The sequence below is a fragment of the Pseudomonas avellanae BPIC 631 genome, assembly GCF_000444135.1.
GTDB lineage: Bacteria > Pseudomonadota > Gammaproteobacteria > Pseudomonadales > Pseudomonadaceae > Aquipseudomonas > Aquipseudomonas avellanae.
This window is the reverse complement of record NZ_ATDK01000576.1, coordinates 1-22,050: the sequence shown is the minus strand read 5'-3', so window position 1 is coordinate 22,050 and position 22,050 is coordinate 1. Positions and strand designations below refer to the sequence as shown.

General features: G+C 58.6%; 18 protein-coding genes and 3 pseudogenes. 13 read left to right on the top strand and 8 right to left on the bottom strand.

Going from position 1 to position 22,050, the window contains the following annotated elements:
* Positions 1–236: 236 nt before the first annotated feature.
* The 5 genes from kdgD (at position 237) to DW49_RS0126945 (ending at position 5,102) form a co-directional block, all read left to right on the top strand.
* Complete coding sequence (gene kdgD / locus DW49_RS0126965) at positions 237–1,148, top strand: 5-dehydro-4-deoxyglucarate dehydratase (RefSeq protein ID WP_005620479.1); 912 nt, start codon at positions 237–239, stop codon at positions 1,146–1,148.
* Positions 1,149–1,313: 165 nt separating this feature from the next.
* Positions 1,314–2,699: an MFS transporter gene (locus tag DW49_RS0126960; RefSeq protein ID WP_005620475.1), complete on the top strand. Its 1,386-nt coding sequence runs from the start codon at positions 1,314–1,316 to the stop codon at positions 2,697–2,699.
* A gap of 10 nt (positions 2,700–2,709) precedes the next feature.
* Positions 2,710–4,263 (top strand): galactarate dehydratase, encoded by a 1,554-nt coding sequence (gene garD / locus DW49_RS0126955; RefSeq protein WP_005620471.1) that lies wholly within the window; start codon positions 2,710–2,712, stop codon positions 4,261–4,263.
* 231 nt (positions 4,264–4,494) lie between these two features.
* Positions 4,495–4,734: a PLD nuclease N-terminal domain-containing protein gene (locus tag DW49_RS0126950; RefSeq protein WP_005620469.1), complete on the top strand. Its 240-nt coding sequence runs from the start codon at positions 4,495–4,497 to the stop codon at positions 4,732–4,734.
* A gap of 188 nt (positions 4,735–4,922) precedes the next feature.
* Positions 4,923–5,102 (top strand): hypothetical protein, encoded by a 180-nt coding sequence (locus tag DW49_RS0126945; RefSeq protein ID WP_024420692.1) that lies wholly within the window; start codon positions 4,923–4,925, stop codon positions 5,100–5,102.
* Between the two features lie 245 nt (positions 5,103–5,347).
* On the opposite strand, the gene DW49_RS1000000133885 is transcribed toward DW49_RS0126945, so the two are convergent.
* The 8 genes and pseudogenes from DW49_RS1000000133885 to DW49_RS0126915 form a co-directional block, all read right to left on the bottom strand.
* Positions 5,348–5,548: a hypothetical protein gene (locus DW49_RS1000000133885; RefSeq protein ID WP_005620467.1), complete on the bottom strand. Its 201-nt coding sequence runs from the start codon at positions 5,546–5,548 to the stop codon at positions 5,348–5,350.
* A 224-nt stretch (positions 5,549–5,772) separates the two neighbouring features.
* On the bottom strand, positions 5,773–6,558 hold the full coding sequence (locus tag DW49_RS0126940) for a sulfite exporter TauE/SafE family protein (RefSeq protein ID WP_010202097.1): 786 nt from the start codon (positions 6,556–6,558) through the stop codon (positions 5,773–5,775).
* A gap of 91 nt (positions 6,559–6,649) precedes the next feature.
* A complete protein-coding gene (locus DW49_RS0126935) occupies positions 6,650–8,473 on the bottom strand; it encodes a sensor domain-containing phosphodiesterase (protein WP_024420693.1) in 1,824 nt (607 codons plus the stop codon).
* 363 nt (positions 8,474–8,836) lie between these two features.
* Positions 8,837–9,337, bottom strand: a complete 501-nt coding sequence (locus tag DW49_RS0126930; protein ID WP_005620462.1) for a GAF domain-containing protein — start codon at positions 9,335–9,337, stop codon at positions 8,837–8,839.
* Between the two features lie 244 nt (positions 9,338–9,581).
* Positions 9,582–10,370, bottom strand: a complete 789-nt coding sequence (locus DW49_RS1000000134465; RefSeq protein ID WP_375233972.1) for a methyl-accepting chemotaxis protein — start codon at positions 10,368–10,370, stop codon at positions 9,582–9,584.
* 69 nt (positions 10,371–10,439) lie between these two features.
* A pseudogene (locus tag DW49_RS1000000134460) lies at positions 10,440–11,207 on the bottom strand (MCP four helix bundle domain-containing protein); the annotation flags it as partial.
* A 258-nt stretch (positions 11,208–11,465) separates the two neighbouring features.
* Positions 11,466–12,407: a proline iminopeptidase-family hydrolase gene (locus tag DW49_RS0126920; RefSeq protein ID WP_024420696.1), complete on the bottom strand. Its 942-nt coding sequence runs from the start codon at positions 12,405–12,407 to the stop codon at positions 11,466–11,468.
* A gap of 94 nt (positions 12,408–12,501) precedes the next feature.
* A complete protein-coding gene (locus DW49_RS0126915; protein ID WP_005620458.1) occupies positions 12,502–13,266 on the bottom strand; it encodes a LuxR family transcriptional regulator in 765 nt (254 codons plus the stop codon).
* A 482-nt stretch (positions 13,267–13,748) separates the two neighbouring features.
* Between DW49_RS0126915 and DW49_RS0126905 the strand changes: the two genes are divergently transcribed.
* The 8 genes and pseudogenes from DW49_RS0126905 to DW49_RS1000000134455 form a co-directional block, all read left to right on the top strand.
* Positions 13,749–14,696, top strand: a complete 948-nt coding sequence (locus tag DW49_RS0126905; protein WP_003379647.1) for an ABC transporter permease — start codon at positions 13,749–13,751, stop codon at positions 14,694–14,696.
* Positions 14,693–15,556, top strand: a complete 864-nt coding sequence (locus DW49_RS0126900) for an ABC transporter permease (RefSeq protein ID WP_005620457.1) — start codon at positions 14,693–14,695, stop codon at positions 15,554–15,556. The genes DW49_RS0126905 and DW49_RS0126900 overlap by 4 nt, the downstream gene beginning before the upstream one ends.
* Positions 15,553–16,572, top strand: a complete 1,020-nt coding sequence (locus DW49_RS0126895) for an ABC transporter ATP-binding protein (RefSeq protein WP_024420697.1) — start codon at positions 15,553–15,555, stop codon at positions 16,570–16,572. Before DW49_RS0126900 ends, DW49_RS0126895 begins: the two co-directional genes overlap by 4 nt.
* Positions 16,569–17,549 (top strand): ABC transporter ATP-binding protein, encoded by a 981-nt coding sequence (locus DW49_RS0126890; protein ID WP_005620453.1) that lies wholly within the window; start codon positions 16,569–16,571, stop codon positions 17,547–17,549. Before DW49_RS0126895 ends, DW49_RS0126890 begins: the two co-directional genes overlap by 4 nt.
* A gap of 49 nt (positions 17,550–17,598) precedes the next feature.
* Positions 17,599–19,113, top strand: a complete 1,515-nt coding sequence (locus DW49_RS0126885; protein ID WP_020312005.1) for an ABC transporter substrate-binding protein — start codon at positions 17,599–17,601, stop codon at positions 19,111–19,113.
* 158 nt (positions 19,114–19,271) lie between these two features.
* Complete coding sequence (gene nhaA / locus DW49_RS0126880) at positions 19,272–20,450, top strand: Na+/H+ antiporter NhaA (protein WP_024420698.1); 1,179 nt, start codon at positions 19,272–19,274, stop codon at positions 20,448–20,450.
* Between the two features lie 236 nt (positions 20,451–20,686).
* Positions 20,687–21,697 (top strand): annotated as a pseudogene (locus tag DW49_RS1000000133980) (PAS domain-containing protein); the annotation flags it as partial.
* An 81-nt stretch (positions 21,698–21,778) separates the two neighbouring features.
* Positions 21,779–21,985: pseudogene (locus tag DW49_RS1000000134455) on the top strand (methyl-accepting chemotaxis protein); the annotation flags it as partial.
* Positions 21,986–22,050: the final 65 nt, after the last annotated feature.

Below are 22,050 nucleotides of genomic sequence, written 5' to 3'. Positions count from 1 at the left end.
GTCGCACGATAGTTGAGATAATCGTTGCGCACGCTCCAGCGTGGTCATGCCTTTCGTGACGCTCTGCGTCACAAATCTACGCTGCATCGCAGGAGTCAAAACCTGCCCCGTTCCCTCCCCCTGAAAAAACCCGAAATCCCTGTTGAGTGATTCTATTATCAGTTGTACGATGACTTACGACATCGGTACTGACCCGGTGATCTTCTAACAATTATGTCCTCCAGGGTGTTCGAATAATGAATCCACAAGAACTGAAGTCCATCCTCTCTTCCGGTCTGCTGTCTTTCCCGGTTACCGATTTCAATGCTCAGGGCGATTTCCATCGCGCGGGCTACATCAAACGCCTCGAGTGGCTGGCCCCGTATGGCGCAAGCGCTCTGTTCGCTGCCGGCGGTACAGGTGAGTTCTTCTCCCTGGCAGCCAGCGAATACTCCGAAATCATCAAGACTGCTGTTGATACCTGCGCCACCAGCGTGCCGATTCTGGCCGGTGTAGGCGGTGCGACCCGTCAGGCCATCGAGTACGCTCAGGAAGCCGAGCGCCTGGGTGCCAAAGGCCTGTTGCTGCTGCCACACTACCTGACCGAAGCCAGCCAGGACGGCGTTGCCGCCCATGTTGAAGCCGTCTGCAAGTCGGTCAAGATCGGCGTGGTTGTCTACAACCGTAACGTTTGCCGCCTGACGCCAACCCTGCTGGAACAACTGGCCGAGCGTTGCCCGAACCTGATCGGTTACAAGGATGGCCTGGGCGATATCGAACTGATGGTTTCGATCCGCCGCCGCCTCGGTGATCGCTTTTCGTACCTGGGCGGCCTGCCGACTGCCGAAGTCTACGCCGCTGCCTACAAGGCGCTGGGCGTGCCGGTCTACTCGTCTGCGGTATTCAACTTTGTGCCGAAACTGGCGATGGACTTCTACCACGCCATTGCCCGTGACGATCATGAGGCGGTTGGCAAGTACATCGACGATTTCTTCCTGCCTTATCTGGAAATCCGTAACCGCAAAGCCGGCTATGCCGTGAGCATCGTCAAGGCCGGTGCAAAAATCGCTGGCTACGATGCAGGCCCGGTTCGCGCTCCACTGACTGACCTGACCCCGGACGAGTGCGACATGCTCGCCGCACTGATGGACAAGCAAGGCAAGCAGTAACACTTCTGGCGCTAGAGCCGCTGAGCGATCAGCGGCTTTGTCGTTGGATTGCATGACCCTTACAGGTGGCAGATGTCGTCGCCGCGACGCTGCCAAGGGGCCTGTAACGCAACACCCAAAAAACAGCTTTACCCGCGTAAAAAAATAATCAGTGGGAGCTCTACCATGCAAAAGTCCAAGCCGATGCACGTCCGCTATTTGATTCTGTTGATGCTGTTTCTGGTCACCACGATCAACTATGCCGACCGTGCCACCATCGCAATCGCTGGTTCCAGCATCCAGAAAGACCTTGGCATCACTGCTGTCACTCTGGGTTATATCTTCTCTGCATTCGGCTGGGCCTACGTGGCCGGTCAGATTCCCGGTGGCTGGCTGCTCGACCGGTTCGGGTCGAAAAAAGTCTACGCCATGAGCATTTTCACCTGGTCGCTGTTCACCTTGCTGCAAGGCTATGTGGGCGAGTTTGGTGTCTCCACGGCGATCGTTGCGCTGTTCATGCTGCGCTTTCTTGTCGGGCTGGCCGAAGCGCCTTCCTTCCCGGGTAACGCCCGCATTGTGGCCGCCTGGTTTCCGACCGCTGAACGCGGTACCGCGTCGGCGATCTTCAACTCGGCGCAATACTTTGCCACCGTGCTGTTCGCGCCGCTGATGGGCTGGATCGTTTACACCTACGGCTGGCAGCATGTGTTCGTCGTGATGGGCGCGTTCGGTATTGTGTTCTCGATGATCTGGATGAAGGTCATTTATGGGCCGCGCAATCACCCGATGATCAACGAGGCCGAGTTCGAGCACATCTCCAGCAATGGTGCGCTGGTCGATCTGGATCAGGACAAGGGCAAAGGCAAGGAAAAAGCTGCCAGCAGCGGGCCGAAGTGGGACTACATTCGCCAGTTGCTGACCAACCGCATGATGCTCGGCATTTACCTGAGCCAGTACTGCATCAACGGTATTACCTACTTCTTCCTGACCTGGTTCCCGGTGTACCTGGTTCAGGAACGCGGCATGACCATCCTCAAGGCTGGCATCATCGCTTCCCTGCCAGCCATTTGCGGCTTCATCGGTGGTGTACTGGGCGGGGTCATTTCCGACTACTTGCTGCGCAAAGGCCATTCGCTGACCTTCGCCCGCAAGGCACCGATCATCGGCGGCCTGCTGCTCTCGACCTCGATCGTGACCTGCAACTATGTGGACGTGGAATGGGTGGTCGTGGGCTTCATGGCCCTGGCATTCTTCGGCAAAGGCGTAGGCGCACTGGGCTGGGCTGTGATGTCCGATGTTTCGCCCAAGCAGATCGCCGGTTTGAGTGGCGGCCTGTTCAACACCTTCGGTAACGTTGCATCGATCACCACCCCGATCGTGATTGGTTACATCATCAGCAGCACCGGCTCGTTCAAATGGGCACTGGTGTTCGTGGGCGCCAATGCGCTGCTGGCAGTGATCAGTTACATTTTCATTGTAGGTGAAATCAAGCGTGTGGAATTGAAAGAGCCGCCTGCCAAGGGGCCATTGCTGAACGACTCAGTCAGCGACCTTTCCGAAGCAAAATCCTGAGGAAACCGTGATGAACCTGATTCAACATGCCGACTCTCCGCGCTACATCCGGCTGCACCCGCTGGATAACGTCGTGGTCGTGGTCAACGACCAGGGTGTGCCGGCCGGAACCGAATTCGACAACGGCCTGGTGACGGTCGATAACGTGCCGCAGAGCCACAAGGTCAGTACCGTTGACCTGGCCGTGGGCGAGGCCATTATTCGTTATGGCCACACCATCGGTTACGCGCTGCAGCCAATACCGCGTGGCAGTTGGGTCAGGGAAGACCAGTTACGCATGCCGTCTGCGCCTGCGCTCGACAGCTTGCCGATGTCCGATGCGGTGCCCGAGAAACAGGCACCGCTGGAGGGTTACACCTTCGAGGGCTACCGCAACGCCGACGGTACGGTGGGCACCCGCAACATTCTGGGGATCACCACCACCGTGCAGTGCGTGACCGGCGTGCTGGACCATGCAGTCAAGCGCATTCGTGACGAACTGCTGCCCAAATACCCTAACGTCGATGACGTGGTGGCCCTGACCCACAGCTACGGCTGCGGCGTGGCCATTACCGCCACCGACGCTTACATCCCGATCCGTACCGTGCGCAATCTGGCGCGCAACCCGAACCTGGGTGGCGAGGCGCTGGTGATCGGCCTGGGCTGCGAAAAATTGCAGGCCGGGCAGGTCATGCATGAGGACGACAGCTCGGTGGACCTGGGCGAGCCGTGGTTGTATCGGCTTCAGGATTCCAGCCACGGCTTCAATGAAATGATCGAGCAGATCATGGAACTGGCCGAGACACGCCTGAAAAAACTGGATATGCGTCGTCGCGAAACGGTTCCGGCTTCCGAGCTGATCCTTGGCATGCAATGCGGCGGCAGTGATGCGTTTTCCGGCATTACCGCCAATCCGGCGCTGGGTTACGCCTCGGATCTGCTGTTGCGTGCCGGTGCGACGGTGATGTTTTCCGAAGTGACCGAAGTACGCGATGCCATTTACCTGCTGACCTCCCGCGCGCAGGATCAGGACGTCGCGCAGGCGCTGGTTCGGGAGATGGACTGGTACGACCGTTACCTGGCCAAAGGTGAAGCGGATCGCAGCGCCAACACCACGCCGGGCAACAAGAAGGGCGGGTTGTCGAACATTGTCGAGAAGTCCCTCGGATCGATCGTCAAGTCCGGCAGCAGCGCCATCAATGGCGTGCTTGGCCCTGGCGAGCGGGTCAGCGGCAAAGGGTTGATCTTCTGCGCAACGCCCGCCAGTGACTTTGTCTGCGGCACGCTGCAACTGGCCGCCGGGATGAACCTGCACGTGTTTACCACCGGGCGCGGCACGCCGTATGGTCTGGCGATGGCGCCGGTGGTGAAGGTTTCGACCCGCACCGAACTGGCCCAGCGCTGGCCTGACCTGATCGATATCGACGCCGGACGCATCGCCACCGGGCGTGCGAGCATCGAAGACCTGGGCTGGGAGCTGTTTCACTTCTACCTGGACGTGGCCAGCGGCAAGAAAAAGACCTGGACCGAGCACTACCGTTTGCACAACGACATCACCCTGTTCAACCCGGCACCGATCACCTGACAGGTTGAGGCGCGGAGCGTCACGAAAGGCACTCCTGCGCTGGAGCGCTCATTGCTTACACCACTATCGTGCCGACGCTCCTGCGTCGGTATGCCGTTCCGGACGCTCTGCGTCCTCTCTCGATCAGGCGCACACTCCGAAAGATTCTCTGAACTTTAGGCCGCTCCCTGGCCTCTTCTATTGTAGGGTGGCTGGTCTGGCTGCCTTCGTTGAAGGTGCAGGAGATTTCAAATGGGTTGGATATCGGAAAATCATTTGTGGTGGTTCGCATTGCTGACTGCTCTGGTCGTGCTTTCGGACATTTGGGCAGTCATGCGCGTTCGCAAAAGCAAGACAGAGTCCAGCAACAAGCTGATGTGGATCATCGTGATCGTTGCTGTGCCTGTGCTGGGCGTATTGGCGCTCGTCGTCGCTGGACCGCGTCATGTAGACACGCCTGCCAAGCCTGAGCAGCAAAGCACCAAATACTGATACCCCCGCCTTCCAGAAATACCCCGCCGACGGTGTGGGTATTTCTCTTGTTGATCACCCGTTGCTGTCTCACTGACTCTTTGTTCACAAAGATGCAGTATCGGCTGGCAAAAATAAAAATCTCTGCAATTCTTCTGTAATGGTGAGGTGTTTACATACTCGCTATCCAGGCCCAAAAGGAGAGAGCCATGTCGATCATTACAAAGTGGATGTTGCAGGCAATTGCGCTGTTTATGCTGGGCTGGATGGCAACCGTGACCGCGAGCTGGAGCAATAACGTCTCCAGCGGCACGGGCAATGACCGTCTTGGCGTATTGAGCAGTCCGGCGGTGACCGTGGCCACTTCCAGAAACCTGCAAAGCGAATAATCAGGCCTGTGTTCGCGGGCGGCAATGCATCACTTTTCTGCAGGCAAAAAAATGGCCCACAACGGGGTGGGCCAAATGGGATTCATCAAAGGAGTAGGGCTAATTTACCCATCCAGACGTGAAGAGGATGTGAAAGGGATGTGATGGAAACGAGAACTGTTCTAATGGATGAAAACACTTGATGCGGGGATAAAACGGCGTCGCCAGCCAGGTGACAACGCTGTTTTTATTGATTCAGGAGGGGCTTAACGGGCCATCGCACTTGCGCTATGTTCGGGGGCTGCGCGCCGTGCCAGATGCGGCAATGAGTGAGGAGCATCGATTCTGGATTTCATGCGATCTGCAAACTCGCGGGCTTCCTGCCAGCTCCGGCACTTGACCGGGTAATCATCCAGTTTTACAACCCAATCAGCTCCGTATACACCTTCTTCAATTCGGATAAGCATTGTTGGCATCTCCTGTCAGCGAGGGTAAGTCTGTGCCGGGTTATCGGCGCGTAAGCAGACGGACGAAATCCTGCGCCGAAAACCGGTGTTGAGCTACAAAAAATTACAATTCCCGATGAATGCGATCTATGCGCAGCAGAACACCTGCGGCTGGCGCTTTCAGGACTGTGTGCACGCACGAAGCCTGACGCATAAATGTGACAGGCTGATGGAGGGGAGGGTGATCAGAACGCCAGCTTGAAGCCGATCATGCCCAGCATGATGGCCAGGAAGGGCCGCAACAGGTCATCGGAGACACGGCCGGCCATGTGGCTGCCCAGATAGATGCCTGGCAGCGAGCCCATCAACAGCCAGCCGAGCAATTCCCAGTTCATGTTGCCCATGCTCGCGTGTCCCAGGCCTGCGACCAGCGTCAGGGGCACGGCGTGTGCGATCTCCGTACCCACCAGGCGGCGGGTCGGCAACAACGGGTAGAGAATGAATAGCGCCACGGTGCCCAATGCCCCGGCACCAATCGACGTCAGCGCGACCATGGTGCCAAGGATCAGTCCGGTGATAACAGTCAAAACCGTCAGGCTGGTGCCGCTGAAAAACGATTGCCCGTCGCCACGACCGTGGGCGAAGGCCAGCAGCTTCTTCTTGAACAGCACGGCCAGAGCGGTCAGCAACAGCACATAGCCCAACGCTTGCTTGATGATCGCATTCAACGCATCGGGTGCGGTATGCAGCGTACTCAGAAACCACAGCGTCAGCAGTACTGCCGGTACGCTGCCCAGGGTCAGCAGGCCGGTGACTTTCCAATCGATGTTGTCATTTTTGCGGTGTACCAGAACCCCGCCGGATTTGGTGATTGCCGCATACAGCAGGTCGGTGCCGACTGCCGTTGCCGGGTTGATACCGAACCATAAAAGAATGGGCGTCATCAGTGAGCCGCCACCGACTCCGGTCATGCCCACGATAAAACCGACTACCAGCCCCGCCACTACAAACCCAAGTCCACCCGCTTCCATAACCAACCCTGTCAAACAAACGTATCAGGCAAAAAGTGGCGGGCAGCATAACGGCTTGTGTTCAAAACGGTTATGAAGAAGTGATCTAAGGTTATAACCGTTTATCGCGGATGACGGCGGCTTCGGCCGCTTCTGTCACACTTTGCAGGCGTCGGTCCGGGCCGAGCCAGCCCAGCACGGCGTCGGCTTCCATGGGCTTGGCAATCAGGTAACCCTGGCCTTCGTCACAGCCCCACTGCTTGACCAGCCGACGAATTTCGTCGGTCTCGATGCCTTCGGCCACCACGCAATAGCCAAGCTTCTTGGCCAGCCCGATCAGCGCCTTGACCAGACGCTGATCGGTCTTGTCGGACGCCAGGTTACGAATCAGCGACTGGTCGAGCTTGACCGTGGTCGCGGGCAGTTGCCGCAGGTAATTCCAGTTGCTGTAGCCGGTGCCGAAGTCGTCGATCGCCACGTCCATGCCCATCTGCCGCATGCGCTCCAGCTGATGACGCACTTCGGCAGGATTGTGCATCAATGCGCCTTCGGTGAACTCCAGCTCGAAGCGCGTGGGGTCTATCTTGTGCTGACCCAACAGCCGCACCATCCGGTCGGTGAACGCTGGGCCGGTGAGGTCCTCGGGGGTCACGTTGATGGCGATACGGAAATGGAAGCCCTGTTGCTGCCAGCGAGCTGCCTGCTCAATGGCGCTCGTCAACACCCACAGGCTCAACGGACGCATCAGTGCGGTCTTCTCGGCCAGCGGCACGAACTCGGCAGGCCCGATGGGGCCGAGCGTCGGGTGATTCCAGCGCAGCAAGGCTTCCACCGACGTGCACAGACCGGTTTCCAGGTCGATACGCGGTTGATAGACCAGGCGCAACTGATCATGCGAGTGCACGGCGCTGGTCAACGAACTCAGCAGCTTGAACGCGCGTTGCTGGGCGGCATCGAAGTGCGGCTCATAAGGCGCCCAGCCGAGGTCGCGGTCGCGTGCGTCGTCGGCAGCGCTGATGACCATGCGCATCCAGTCCTGCTCTTCGTTCGGATCGCGGTTCAGGTCCACAACCCCGAGCCCGACCTGCATCAGTACCGGAATGCCGTGGCACTCCACGGGCGTCTCGAAGTCTTCGAGGATGGTGCGAAACAGGTGCTCAGGCGGACGGTCGCCTGCCAGCAGAAAGCCGAAACGGGTCGGCCCGACCTTGTACAGCGAACAGGTCTGCGGCAGCAGGCTCTCCATGCGGTCCTTGATCGCCGTCACCAGGTCCTGGGAGAAGTCGTAACCGAGCGCCTTGACGATGTCGTTAAGGAACGCGGAGGTGATCATGTCCGCAACGACCAGTTGGTAGTCAACGCTCGATGCCAGCGCTTCATGGATGTCTTCCTCCAGGCGCGAGCGATTGAACAGGCCGGTAGGCTGGTCGATGAAGCAACTGAGTCGCAGGCTGACAATGCGCTTCATGACCAGCGAGGCGAAACGCTTGAGCATCTGTGTCTGAAGCTCGCTCATTGGCTCGCGCGGCTTGGTGTCGATTACGCACAGGCTGCCCAAGGCAAGGCCGTCGTCGGTGATCAGCGGAGCACCTGCGTAATAGCGGATGTCGGGGTGGCCGGTCACCAGGCTGTTGTTCATGAACCGCTCGTCGAGCGTCGCATCGGGGATCTCGAACAGCGTGTCGGAGAGGATCGTGTAGGCGCAAAACGATACGTTGCGCGGTGTCTCCCGCGCACTGAGACCCACTCTGGCGCGGAACCACTGGCGATGCTCATCGACGATCGAGACCAGGGCAATGGGCGTCTGGAAAAAATCGGCGGTCATCGCGACGATCTCGTCGAACACCTCGTCGGAGGTGTCTTCAAGCACGCACAGCTCCCGAATACGCAGCAGACGTTGCGTTTCATTCAGCGGAATGGGGGCACTGGCGTTCATAAAGATTCTCGATGGGCGTACGGCGATGCCTCTTTGACATCACGAAGCTCACTTTAACAGACGAAAAGATTTCGACTACAGCCGCGAGATACAGAGTGATCGGCCGCAGACGCTGATTTCTTAATGCAGTCAGTCTTGCAACTCTTACAAACAAAGGCTTTGGCCCTTTAGTTGCGGCGATTTTCAGGTTTTGCCATTCGTCGTTAAGTAGTAAAAATATATTTCATAATCGATGGCGGCGCTGAAATGCGCAGTTAACGAGGTTGGCACGGGGACGGGTTGAAGGCCGTATGTGAGGATCGGGAGGGCGAGGCGCGCAGGTGAGTCATGGGGCGGCATGTGCGCCCCGAAATGTGGTGCGGGTTAAACGGTGAGTTCCTGCATTTCCTGCAGTTGGTAGTGCGCGTAAAGCGTGCTGGCAATCAGCGTGCAGAACCCTTTCAGGGTGTCGAGCGTATCGGCGTCGTCGAGCTGCCTGGACAGCTTGTCCAGGCCGCACAGCGTGCCGAAGAAGTCGCCGTTGGGGAAAATGATCGGCAGCGAGAAATAGCTCTGAAACCCGTAAAGTTTCGGAATAGGGTGCTCGGCATACACCGGATCGGTGGCCAGTTCGTTGATCACAATGGGTTGCCGGTGCTGGCGCAACTCGTTGCAGAGCGTGGTTTCCAGCTTGAGCTGGTGACCTGCCTCCAGTCCGAACTGGATTTCGTCATAAACAGCGCACGCGGTCCAGCTGCTCTCGGTTACTTTCGCAATCGCCGCAAATCTCAGCCCGGTCAGCCGGGTTACCAGTCTGAGAAGGCTGGAAGTGGCTTCGATCTCACTAATGACTGCGAGCTCTGCCGAAGTCAGGTTGTTGTTCAAAATGCGTCACCCTGGTCATAAAAGCACTGATGCAGCCTTGGCAGTACGCCTGTCGCTGCCGATCTGGCGCAGGAACTGATCCTGCCATACCTGATCGCGGCTTACATGAATTATCGTCGTTATCCCTGGGTAACTATTTAATGGGTTAAACGCATCTGTCAACTTTCATGAACTTGTTCAGGGTAGATGTCTTGGCAAAATCGCACTTTTCAAAGAGCCTTCTTCCCTCCGCAAGGCTGGGTAATCACGTCTTGAAGCGCAGTACCAGATCATTGAGGTTGACGGCCAACTGCGACAGTTCGTTACTGGCCAGCAGCGTCTGGCGAGTACCTTCACTGCTCTGCACGGCCAGGTCACGGATGCTGATCAGGCTGCGGTCCACGTCACGGGCCACATGCGCCTGTTGTTCGGATGCCGTGGCAATCTGCAGGTTGCGGTTGTTGATCTCCAGCACCGAATCGGTGATCTGACGCAGCGACTCGCCCGCACCTTCGGCCGTCTTGCGCGTGCTGTGAACTTCCAGCGTGCTCTTTTGCATGGACTCCACGGTCGCGGACGAACCGGCCTGAATCGCCGAAATCATCTGCTCGATTTCCTGCGTGGAGGTTTGCGTGCGATGCGCCAGTGCCCGCACCTCGTCCGCCACCACGGCAAAGCCGCGACCCTGTTCGCCGGCACGGGCCGCTTCGATCGCGGCGTTGAGCGCCAGCAGGTTGGTCTGTTCTGCAATGCCACGAATCACGCTCAATACTTTGCTGATGTCCTGCGCCTGACCGGCGAGTGCCGTGACCTGCTCCGATGAGCCTTCGACCAGCCCGGTGAGCTTTTGCATGGCGCTCAGGGTTTCAGTCACACGCTGGTTGCCCAGATCGGCGGAAAGGCTCGACTGCCTGGCGGCCTCGGACGTGGACGTAGCGTTACGAGCAACTTCTTCCACCGCCGCACTCATTTCGTTTACTGCGGTGGCCGCCTGTTCGATTTCGCTGTTTTGTTGTTGCAAGGTACGGTCCGCACTTTCAGTGATCGAGGTCATCTCGACAGCGGCGGTGCTTAGTTGCGCAGAGGCACCAGAGATTTCGTGAATGGTGCTGCGCAGGTTTCCCGACATCGTGTTCAGTGCGTTCATCAGCCGTGATGCTTCGTCGCTGCCGACAACGCTCAACTGCCGGGTCAGGTCGCCTGCGGCGATGTCTTCTGCCAGCTTCAGCGAGACGCTGATCGGATCGACAATGCTGCGGGTCAGGGCTATTGCCAGCACCACCGTCAGCAGCGATGCTGCAATGACAACAGTCAGTAATACGTTGACGCTGTGGTTATAAACCGCTGTGGCATCGTTACCGGAGCTTACGGCTTCCTCGGCATTTTGCTCGCGCAGGGTGGTGAGTTTTTCCTGATAGGCGGTGGCCCGCTGAACCTGCTCTGCGTTCGCAAAGGAAACGGCTTTTTCATGATCGGAACTGTCCATGGCGATGATCTGTTTCACACCGTCGATGTAGGCCCCCATCTTGCTGTTGGCGTCTTCGAATTGCGCCAGATCGGTTGCACCTGAAATCAGATTTTTCCGATAGAACTCGCTGCTTGAGCGAAGCGCCTCGATTGCTTCCCGAGCTTTGGCTTCCGCTGCGATGTGCACGGCGGGATCGGTACTGGCGAGCATTCTGATGCTTTCCAGTCGGGCGTGAAGCAGAGCGATCTGGATGTCATCGACGACCTGAATGCTGGGCAACGCGTTCTCTTCGATGTTCTGCTCGGCCGTGCGCAGTTGGTCGATCTGCACATAGGAAAACCCTCCCAGGCCGATCAACAGCACGGTGATGATGCCAAAGCACAAGGAGGCCCGGCGCGAAATGTTTAAAGATCTAAGAGTCATGGTTGCCTCCGGCGGCAAAAACAGACAGAAGGTAAATACGTGCCTTCCAGTATCTGTTTCTCTGCCGAAGTGGGTAGAGCTTTAGCGGGTTGCGATGAAGGTTATTTCATGATGGGCGACATTTTGCATTTTTGTTGTTTTAAATCAATGGGTTGCAGCTGATATATCAAATATTTATGTTTCCAGTGACAGTGCTGGAAAAGGCTGATCGCGGGAAACTAAAGTATTCCCGCTTACTGTGCGACGATGCGACATTGATCATCCAAAACGGGCTTTGACGTCTGGCGACGCTTTGCCGGAGGTCGCGACCTCGTCGAGAAAGCCTGCCACGCAGCCCATGCATGCCATACGTTCTTCTACATGCGGCATGTGGCTGGATTCCTGGAAAATCGACTCGCGAACGTCAGGGATGTTATCGACGTAAGGTTTAACCACAAGCGGAGTGGCTTCGTCGTAAAACCCTGAAATCACCAGGGTCGGGACGTTGATCTTCGGCAGGCGGTCGACAATGCTCCAGTCTTTCATCGTGCCGATAACGTGAAATTCGGTGGGGCCGTTCATCGCGCGATACACCGTCGGATCTTCGTCGATCTGGTGGAATGTACGTTCTACCTCAACTGGCCACGGCGTGATGCGGCAGACATGGCGGTCGTAGAATACCCGAGACGCTGTCAGGTACTCCGGGTCAGTCAAGGTGCCTGCTTCTTCGTGCTTGATCAACGTGGCCTTAACGTCGTCGGGCAGCTCTTCGCGCAGGCGATTGGCTTCGCTGACCCACGTGTGCATGTCTGCGGGTGAGTTGGCAATGATCAGTGCTTTCAGGCCTGTTGGCTGAAGTACGGCGTGCTCCGACGCCAGCATGCCACCCCAGGATTGACCCAGCAGCGCGTAGTCGTCGGCGATCTCCAGATACTCAAGCAGGTTGTCCAGCTCGCTCAGGAACAGATCGACTGTCCAGAACTCCCTGCCCATGTGCGGCAGATGAGTGGATTTTCCGTTGCCCAGTTGATCGTAGTGGATCACCGCGCGACCGGTGTTGGCGATGTCCTTGAACGAGTCCACGTAATCATGGGTACAGCCAGGGCCGCCGTGCAGGATGACCAGCGGCGTGCCGCCGCCACGCAGGTCGCCAGTAATGCGATACCACGTTTGATAGTCGCCAAAAGGCGCTAAACCTTCCTTGATCGTCATGTCTGCCATGTCGCCGGTCCCTGCTGGATAGTTCGGGGCACCATAGCGCTGTGCGCGGCATCTTATAACTATAGAAAGTAATAGGTTTTGGCCAATAAACCGGTCAGTGGTCGAGTAAACGGTAGTGAACGGCTCGCACCACTGCCTGAACACGGTTTTTGGCGCCCAGTTTCTGCATGGCTGAATTCAGATGCAGTGTGATGGTTGCGACTGAACGGTTGAGTTGATCGGCGATTTCTCTGGCCGTCAGGCCTTCTGCCGACCAGCTCAGGCACTCGCGTTCACGCCGGGTCAGCTTGATGGCGTTGCAGGAGCGCATCTTCTGGTCAAACAGTGGGAAAGCGACTTCCTGAAACGCATGAGCCAGCAAGCCGAATTCCGCCAGGCTCTGCCGGGCATCTTCCAGCGCCACATCGCTGCTGTCCGAACACAAGCCTGTCAGGGTCGCAAAGCCGCCCTTGGGCATGTGAATGGGCACGGTCACGCCACACGTCATGTGTGAGTCGTGCAGATAACGCACCACCGGCTTGTGCATGTCAGTGATGAAGGTTTGCAGCACCGTCTCGGCCCTGGGCTGATAGGACCATACGAAAGGCGAGACGCTGGCGACGGCCAGGTGTTGCACCGGATCGATCTGGTAATAACCCTGACTGCACCAAAGCGCATGCCAGTCGGCGGGCGTGTTGCGCAATGACAGCAACGACGGGGTGATCAGTGCTCCATCATGGGACACGGGCACCGGGCTGTAGTCGTAAATCACAGCATCGAATCCCAGATCCGATGCCAGCAGCAGGGCGCAATCCATTTGCTGATCCAGCGTAGATGCCGATTGCAGACGCGAATTGAAATCCGACAACCTGATATGCATGGCATGACCTCCTTTGTCATTGAACCAATCTGGGGTCTCAATATAGCAATTAGCAAGGACAGTGCCACGCTTGCGTCCAATCGGCTGTCAGTCCTGTAAAACCTATAAGAATTGCTAGATGTCTGCCGTCGCGCTGCACGATAGGGTTGATGCCATGAGCCATGGCCGCAAAGGTGCAGTGTGATGAGGGATGAGAGTGGGCCAGGTGAGCAAAAAACGATCAAAGTCGACGAATGGCGAATGTTCGACTACAACTTCGCCTTGCCCTTTTGCGTGGAAAGGGCAGCGGCGTACTTTCCAGACTGTGGAAAAACTACTGCGCTTGGCAATACTGCGTTAAAAACAGGCGAAAAATGCTCATTTAGAACACCTAGACTCCGCTTTTTCGCCTGTTTTTGCCTTGTCTTGCCTTCGCTCGTGACGTTTTTACACAGTCTGTTTCCGGTTCTGCTGAAACTTCTGTCACAGCATCGGGGCGTCTGATGAACCTGGGTCGCTATCGCTTCATCCTCCAGCGTCCGCTGCAACTGCTGCCCGTGCTGTTCGGCATCAGCCTGGTGACCTTCATTCTGGTGCGTTCGATCCCCGGTGATCCGGCGCGTATTCTGCTGGGTGCCCGTTCCACACCGGACGCACTGGCCAATATCCGCGCCCAGTACGGCCTGGATCAGCCGATGTGGACGCAGTACCTGTACTTCATGAAAAACCTGTTTCAGGGTGATATGGGCAAGTCGCTGCTTTACAAGATCGACGTGCTCAAGCTGATCGGTACACGCCTGGAGCCGACCTTGTTTCTGGTGATCGGCAGCGTTCTGCTGGCCTTGCTCATTGCTGTGCCACTGGCGACGGTCGCTGCGCGCAACAAAGGCAGTTGGGGCGATAACCTGATACGCGTTTTCACCACCACCGGGCTGGGCATGCCGGCGTTCTGGCTGGGCATCATGCTGATCCTGCTGTTCAGTGTGCGGCTTGACTGGTTTCCGGTGTCGGGCTACGGCAGCGACTGGCTGGACAAGCTGCATCACATGGTGCTGCCGTGCCTGACCATCGCCCTTGCGCTGTCTGCCGTGCTGGTCCGCAACCTGCGCGCCAGCATGCTCATGGAGCTGCAAGCCGATCACGTCACGGCGGCACGGGCACGCGGGGTCAGTGAAGGCGCGCTGTTTCGCCGGCACGTGCTGCCTAACTCGCTGGTGCCCTCGATCAACCTGCTGGCAGTCAATATCGGCTGGTTGATCAGCGGCACGGTGGTTATCGAAAGCCTGTTTGCCATCCCCGGCATTGGCCAGTTGTTGGTGCGCGGCATTTTCAGTCGCGATTACATGGTGGTGCAGGGTGTAGCGATGGTGCTGGCCTGTGCCACGGTGATCGTCAACTTCCTCGCCGATGTGGCCACGGTCGCCATAGACCCGCGGGTGAGCATCAAATGAGCGTCGCCCAGGCTCATCTTCGTCCGCAGTGGCGTTCGCGACTGCGTCTGCGCTTGCGCAATGGCCGACTGGCGATGCTGATGGGCGGCTCACTGCTTGGCCTGTGGCTGCTGCTGGCACTCTTCGCGCCCTGGCTGGCACCGTACGATCCTATTTATCAGAACACCGAGCTGCGCCTGCTCGCGCCACACCTCGCGCACCCGTTCGGCACCGACAATTTTGGCCGCGATATTCTGTCCAGAGTGATCTGGGCGGCGCGCGTCGACCTGCAGATCTGCGTGATCGGGGTGATCTTTCCGTTCATGATCGGCACCTTTGTGGGGGCATTATCGGGCTATATCGGTGGCCGGTTTGACAACCTGTGCATGCGCCTCATCGACATCGTTCTGGCGTTCCCGTTTCTGGTGTTGATGCTGGCGATCATCGCGATTCTCGGGCCGGGCCTTAGCAGCTTTTATATCGCCATGGCGCTGGTGGGCTGGGTGTCTTATGCGCGGCTGATCCGCTCACAGATTCTGGTCCTCAAGGAAAGCGATTTCGCCCTGGCGGCCAAGAGCCTGGGCTTTGGTCACCTGCGTATTCTGTTTCGCCATCTGCTGCCCAACGCGATGTTCGGCTCGATTGTGTTTTCCATGTCCGATGCGGTGCTGGTGTTGCTCAGTGGCGCGTCGGTCAGCTACCTGGGCCTGGGCGTGCAACCGCCGTTGGCCGAGTGTGGCACGATGGTTGCCGAGGGACAGGCGTTTTTGACCTCGGCCTGGTGGATCTGCACCTTTCCGGGCCTGGCCATCGTGACACTGGCCATGGGTTTCAGCCTGCTGGCCGACGGCGTTGCCGAAACACTGGGAGAGCGTCGATGAGTGCGCCGGTGCTGAAAGTCAGCGAGATGAGTGTGGTAGCCAGCAATGTGGCCAAGCATCGTGGCCGTGAGGTGACGCTGGTCGATCGCTTGTCGTTCGACCTGCATCCGGGCGAGATTCTCGGGCTGGTCGGCGAAAGCGGCTCCGGCAAGACCATGGCCTGCCGGGCACTGATGCAATTGATGCCGTCGCCGGACCTGCAGGTGCGCGGCGGCTCGGTGCTGCTCAACGATGTTGACCTGCTGAAACTCGATGCCGCCGGGATGCGCGCCATGCGCGGACGCCGGATCGGCATGATTTTTCAGAACCCCAGCAGCCATCTGGACCCGTTGATGCGTATCGGCGAGCAGATCGCCGAAGGTTTTCGGCTGCATCAAGGCTCATCGAAGCGCGAAGCGCGGGCGCAGGCGATTGACCTGCTGCGTCAGGTCGGCATTCCTGATCCGGCTTCGCGTGTGGATAACTTTCCCCATGAGTTTTCCGGCGGCATGCGCCAGCGGGCGATGATTGCCGTGGCCCTGGGCTGCGCCCCGCAGGTATTGATCGCCGACGAACCGACCACTGCGCTGGACGTGACCGTGCAGGCGCAGATTCTGCGTCTGCTGCTGGACCTGCGCGATCGTCACGGGCTGTCGTTGATCATGATCACCCACGACCTTGGCGTGGTGGCGCAAACCTGCGACTCCATCGCGGTGATGTACGCCGGTCGCCTGTGCGAACACGGCAGCAAGCGCGATGTGCTGGCCCGCGCCAGACACCCGTACACACACGGCCTGATCGAGTGCCAGCCCGCCAGCAGTGCGGGCAGCGGCCTGTTGCGCACCATTCCCGGCCAGCCGCCGTTGCTCGACGCGCTGCCCAGCGGTTGCCGCTTCCATGCGCGCTGTGGCCATGCAGGCCAAGGCTGCGCCGAAACGCTGCCGCTGATGCGCCCGATGGGCATTGCGCACGCTGCGGCGTGTCACTATCCGCTGGCCGTTCGCCAACCGTCAGTCTTCGAAGGAATACCGTCATGAGCGGCCCCAGTCTGTTGAACGTCAACGATCTGGTCGTACGCTTTGCGGCACCCGGCTCGGGTTTCATGGGCCTGAACAAGCGCTGGGTCCATGCCGTCAACGGGGTGTCACTGAGCATTTCAGCGGGCGAAACGCTGGGCCTGGTCGGCGAGTCGGGCAGCGGCAAGAGCACCTTGGGCCGCGCCATTCTGCGCCTGAACGACATCACCTCAGGGCAGATCGTCTTCGACGATGTTGACGTGGCCCAGGGCAGCGGCATCAATCTGCAGCGTCTGCGCAGTGAAACGGCGATGGTCTTTCAGGACCCGTCTTCCTCGCTCAACCCGCGCATGACCGTCGGTGCCACGCTGGCCGAGGTGCTGAAAGTGCAGCGCAAGGTCGCGGCATCCGACATTCCGGCGCGGGTCATCGAGCTGCTCGACATGGTCGGCCTGCGCGCCGAGTTTGCCGAACGCAAGCCCGGTGCCCTGAGCGGCGGGCAGTGTCAGCGTGTCGGCATTGCCCGCGCACTGGCCATCGAGCCGCGGCTGATCATTGCCGACGAATGCGTGGCAGCGCTGGACGTGTCGATTCAGGGGCAGATCATCAACCTGCTGCTGGAACTGCGTGAGCGCATGAACCTGGCGATTCTGTTCATCGCTCACGACCTGGCCATTGTGCGGCGGCTGTGCGACCGGGTGGCGGTGATGTATCTGGGCAAGATCGTTGAGGAAGGCCCGGTCGAAGTGGTCTTTCTCAGGCCGCGCCATCCCTACACCGCTGCGCTGATCCAGGCGATCCCGGAGATTGATCCGGATCGCCCATTGCCCAGCGAACCGTTGCAGGGCGAGCCACCAAGCCCCCTGAATTTGCCTGATGGCTGCGCGTTTCATCCGCGCTGCCGTTTTGCCAGGCCCACCTGCTCAAGCGTTGCGCCGCCGCCCCGCTATGTCGGTGAACAACGCTATGACTGCGTACTCGATGCGCCCGTTTTTTGATCCGAACTACAACAACATCTGTCCCGACACCGGCAAGGAGTTCATGTGTATGAAAGCTCGACCAATGAAAATGCTGACCGTCGCCATGTTGGCGGCCTGTTCCCTGGCAGCGGGTGTGGCGGAAGCTGCGGGCGTGCTGACCATCGGCCGTCGTGAGGACGGCACCACCTTCGACCCGATCAAAAGCGCGCAGAACATCGACAACTGGGTATTTTCCAATGTCTACGACGTGCTCATCCGGGTGGACGACAAAGGCACCAAACTGCTGCCGGGGCTGGCGGAAAGCTGGTCGATCTCGCCTGATGGCCTGACCTATACGCTGAAGATGCGTGAGGCAAAGTTCTCCGATGGTTCTGAGCTGACCGCCAGTGACGCGGTGTTCAGCCTGCTGCGAATTCGCGATGACAAAGGCTCGCTGTGGAGCGATTCCTACAAGATCATCGACAAAGTCGTCGCGACCGATCCGCATACCCTGGTCATCACGCTGAAAAATCCTTCAGCCTCGTTCCTCTCGCAACTGGCCTTGCCCAACGTTTCGATCCTCTCCGAGAAGGCCATGAAAACCCTGGGCGAAGAGGCTTACGCCGAAAAGCCTGTCAGCTCCGGCGCCTTCACGGTGAAAGAGTGGCGGCGCGGTGACCGGGTGATTCTGGCCAAGAACCCCAACTTCTGGGAGGCGCCGAACGTCAGCCTGGATGGCGTCGAGTGGATATCGGTGCCGGATGACAACACCCGCGTACTGATGGTCCAGAAGGGCGAGCTGGACGCCGCGATTCTGGTGCCCTTCTCACGGATCGAAAACCTGAAGAAGAACCCTGATCTGGTGGTGCATCTGGACCCGTCCACCCGCGAAGATCACCTGTTGATCAACCACGAACACGGCGCGCTGGCCAAGCCTGAAGTACGCCAGGCACTGGACATGGCCATCGACAAGAAATCGCTGATTGATGCCGCCACGTTCGGACAGGGCACGGTGGCCAATTCCTACATTCCCAAAGGAGCGCTGTATCACTACGCCGACAACCTGCAACGCCCGTACGACCCGGTCAAAGCCAAAAAAATGCTGGCTGACGCCGGTGCCTCGGACCTGAAACTCAACTATGTGGTCAATGCGGGCAACGAAGTCGATGAGCAGATCTCGGTCATGCTTCAGCAGCAACTGGCCAAGGTCGGCGTGACCACCACGCTGCAGAAGGTCGACCCGAGCCAGAGCTGGCAGATGCTGATCGACGGTGATTACGATATTTCCGTGATGTACTGGACCAACGACATTCTCGACCCGGACCAGAAAACCACGTTCGTGCTCGGTCATGACACCAACAACAACTACATGACCCATTACAAGAACGAGAAGGTCAAGGAACTGGTCGCTGCTGCGCGGGTTGAAATGGACCCCAAAAAGCGTGAGCAGATGTACATCGATCTGCAGAAAATGGCCAAAGCCGACGTCAACTGGATCGATCTCTACTACAGTCCCTACATCAGTGTTTCACGCAAGAACATCGAGCATTTCGGCCAGAACCCGCTGGGCCGATTCACCCTTGAAGAAACCGTCAAGAAGTGAGGTGGGCAGGGCTCTCTGCTGATTGGCCAGAGCCCTGATTCTTCGAGCGATGAATGGCGTGCGCATTAATTTGTATCCTCAGGTTTACCTGCGCTTCGACAGGCTCTGCGAGTGGTAAGGTTACGGCCTTTTTGCGCTGTACCCCCGCGGAGCCCTTCATGCACAACCCCACCCCCCGTACCGAATCCCCGAACGCGCTGGCGTTCATCAAGCGCTTTTTCGCCGCCGAAGCCGCTGGCGGTCTGATTTTGATGGCGGCTGCGCTGGCTGCCCTGATCGTCGCCAATTCGCCGTTGGCTGACATCTATTTTGCAGCGCTGCATACCGTGCTCGCCGGCATGTCGGTAGAGCACTGGATCAACGACGGCCTGATGGCAATCTTCTTCATGCTGGTGGGCCTTGAGATCAAACGCGAAATGCTGGCAGGCCAGCTTGCGTCCTGGAGCCAGCGCGCCTTGCCGGGCTTTGCGGCGCTGGGCGGCATGGTGGTGCCGGCGTTGATCTACGTGGCATTCAACTGGGGCCAGCCAGACACCCTCGGCGGCTGGGCCATCCCGGCGGCTACCGACATCGCCTTTGCCCTGGGCGTGCTGTCTCTGCTCGGCAAACGCGTGCCGCTGTCCCTGAAAATCTTCCTGTCGGCTTTGGCGATTCTCGATGACCTTGGCGCGGTATTGATCATCGCGCTGTTCTACACCAGCGGTCTGTCCATCCCCATGCTGCTGGCGGCGCTGGGCTCCATCGCCGTACTCGTGGCACTGAACCGTCTGGGCGTTAAAAAGCTGTTGCCGTACCTGGTCGTCGGCGCGCTGCTGTGGTTTTTCATGCTCCAGTCCGGCATCCACGCCACCCTTGCAGGTGTGGCACTGGCGCTGTGCATTCCGCTCGGCAAACCTGATGAAGAAGCCAGCTCGCCGCTGCTGCATCTGGAAGAGAAACTGCACCCGTGGGTCGCTTTTGCCGTGGTACCGATCTTCGGGTTCGCCAATGCGGGCGTGTCACTGTCCGGCATCACCGTCGACAAACTGGTAGACCCGGTGCCACTGGGCGTCGCGCTGGGGTTGCTGATCGGCAAACAGGTCGGCATCTTCGCCCTTGCGGCTCTGGCCATCCGCGCCGGTCTCGCTCGCTTGCCTGACGGCAGTAATTGGGGTCAGCTTTACGGTGTCGCGGCACTGTGCGGGATCGGTTTCACCATGAGCCTGTTCATCGGCGCACTGGCCTTCCCGGGCGCACCGGCACTGGTGGACGAGGTCAAGGTAGGCGTATTGATCGGGTCGGTGTTGTCGGCGTTGTTGGGGGTGGTGGTGTTGCGCAGGTTTGGGGCGCGGGGGTGAGCGTAGGGAACGGTAATCTCAACTATCGTGCGACGCTCCGCGTCGGCATGCCGGTCTGGACGCTCTGCGTCCGATACTGAGCAGGCGGCGCGGCGATAATCCCAACTATCGTAAGACGCTCCACGTGTGAGCTATTACCTGATCGCAATCTGACGTACAGAAACCGCACGGCATGTCGATAAAGAAGTGACATGCCAGGGACTCGGCAAATCTGACTTATTTTGAGAGTCCCCCGTATGTTCCATTTATTCCGCCCGCGTCGCGACAGAAAAGCCCTTCACCAACTTATTGCTTCGCTCAACGGTTCTGGCGAGCCGGTTGTAAGAGGCTGCGCAGAAGAAAAAACCGTACTTGAATGCTGGAGTTCGCTAAGCAGCCAGCGCCATCTGAATGAACAGCGTATTGCCGAGCTTGAGCAAGAGCTTGAAACCGCCCGCCATCTTCTCGGCGAGGCTTCTGCGTCGGCGACTGCTTACGAAACACGGTTTGATCTGGTCAACCGCGCTTCCAGTGAAGGCCTCTGGGACATGGAGGTGGTTGCGGGTGATCCGGTCAACCCGAACAATCGATTCTGGTGGTCCCAGCAACTGCGTTCGCTTCTGGGCTTCAATGACGAGCGAGACTTTCCCAACGTGCTGGCCAGTTGGGCAGACCGGCTTCATCCGCAGGACAAACAGGCCACGCTTGACGCATTTGCCAAGCACCTCAACGATCGCTCGGGTAACACGCCGTATCGGGTCAAGAATCGTCTGGCCATGAAGAACGGCACGTATCGCTGGTTCTACGCCCAGGGCGAAACATTGCGAGACGCCCGTGGCACGCCCTTGCGTGTCGCAGGCTCCCTTCGCGATATTCACGATGAGCTTGAGCGTGACCTCGAGCATGACGTGATCATTACCCGCTTTGAACTCGCCCGCGAAATGCTCTCCGACGGTCTGTGGGACATGGAGGTGATTGCGGGTGATCCGGTCAATGCCAGAAACCCTTTCTGGTGGTCGCCGCAGTTCAGACGTCTGCTGGGTTTTGAAACAGTCGAAGAGTTTCCTGACGTGCTGGACAGTTGGGCATCACGGCTGCACCCGGAAGACAAGGAACGAAGCCTGATGGCCTTCGGTACTCATTTGAACGATCGCTCGGGCAAGACGCCGTTCGATATCGAATACCGTTTGAAGATGAAAACCGGCGAGTACCGCTGGTTTCGCGCACGCGGTCAGACCCGTCGGACCCCGGAAGGCACGCCGCTGAGGGTGGTGGGGGCGTTGGTGGATGTGCATTTGAAGCATGAGCAAGATGCCCTCCGGGAAACCGAAGCGCATCATCAGAAAAACCTGGAAGAGAACATCGCCCAGCTTACCCAGATTGTGGGCACCATCCAGAGCATCGCCAGCCAGACAAACCTGCTGGCGCTCAATGCGGCCATTGAAGCGGCACGCGCCGGTGAGGCAGGGCGGGGCTTTGCGGTTGTGGCCGATGAGGTGCGCAAGCTGGCCACCAGAACCACCGAAGCCACGGAGCAGGCAGCCAGCATGATGAGCCGCTGACGGCACGCCGATCAGTGCGCAAAAAAACGCCTCCACAAGGGCAATGCTGTTCACTTAAG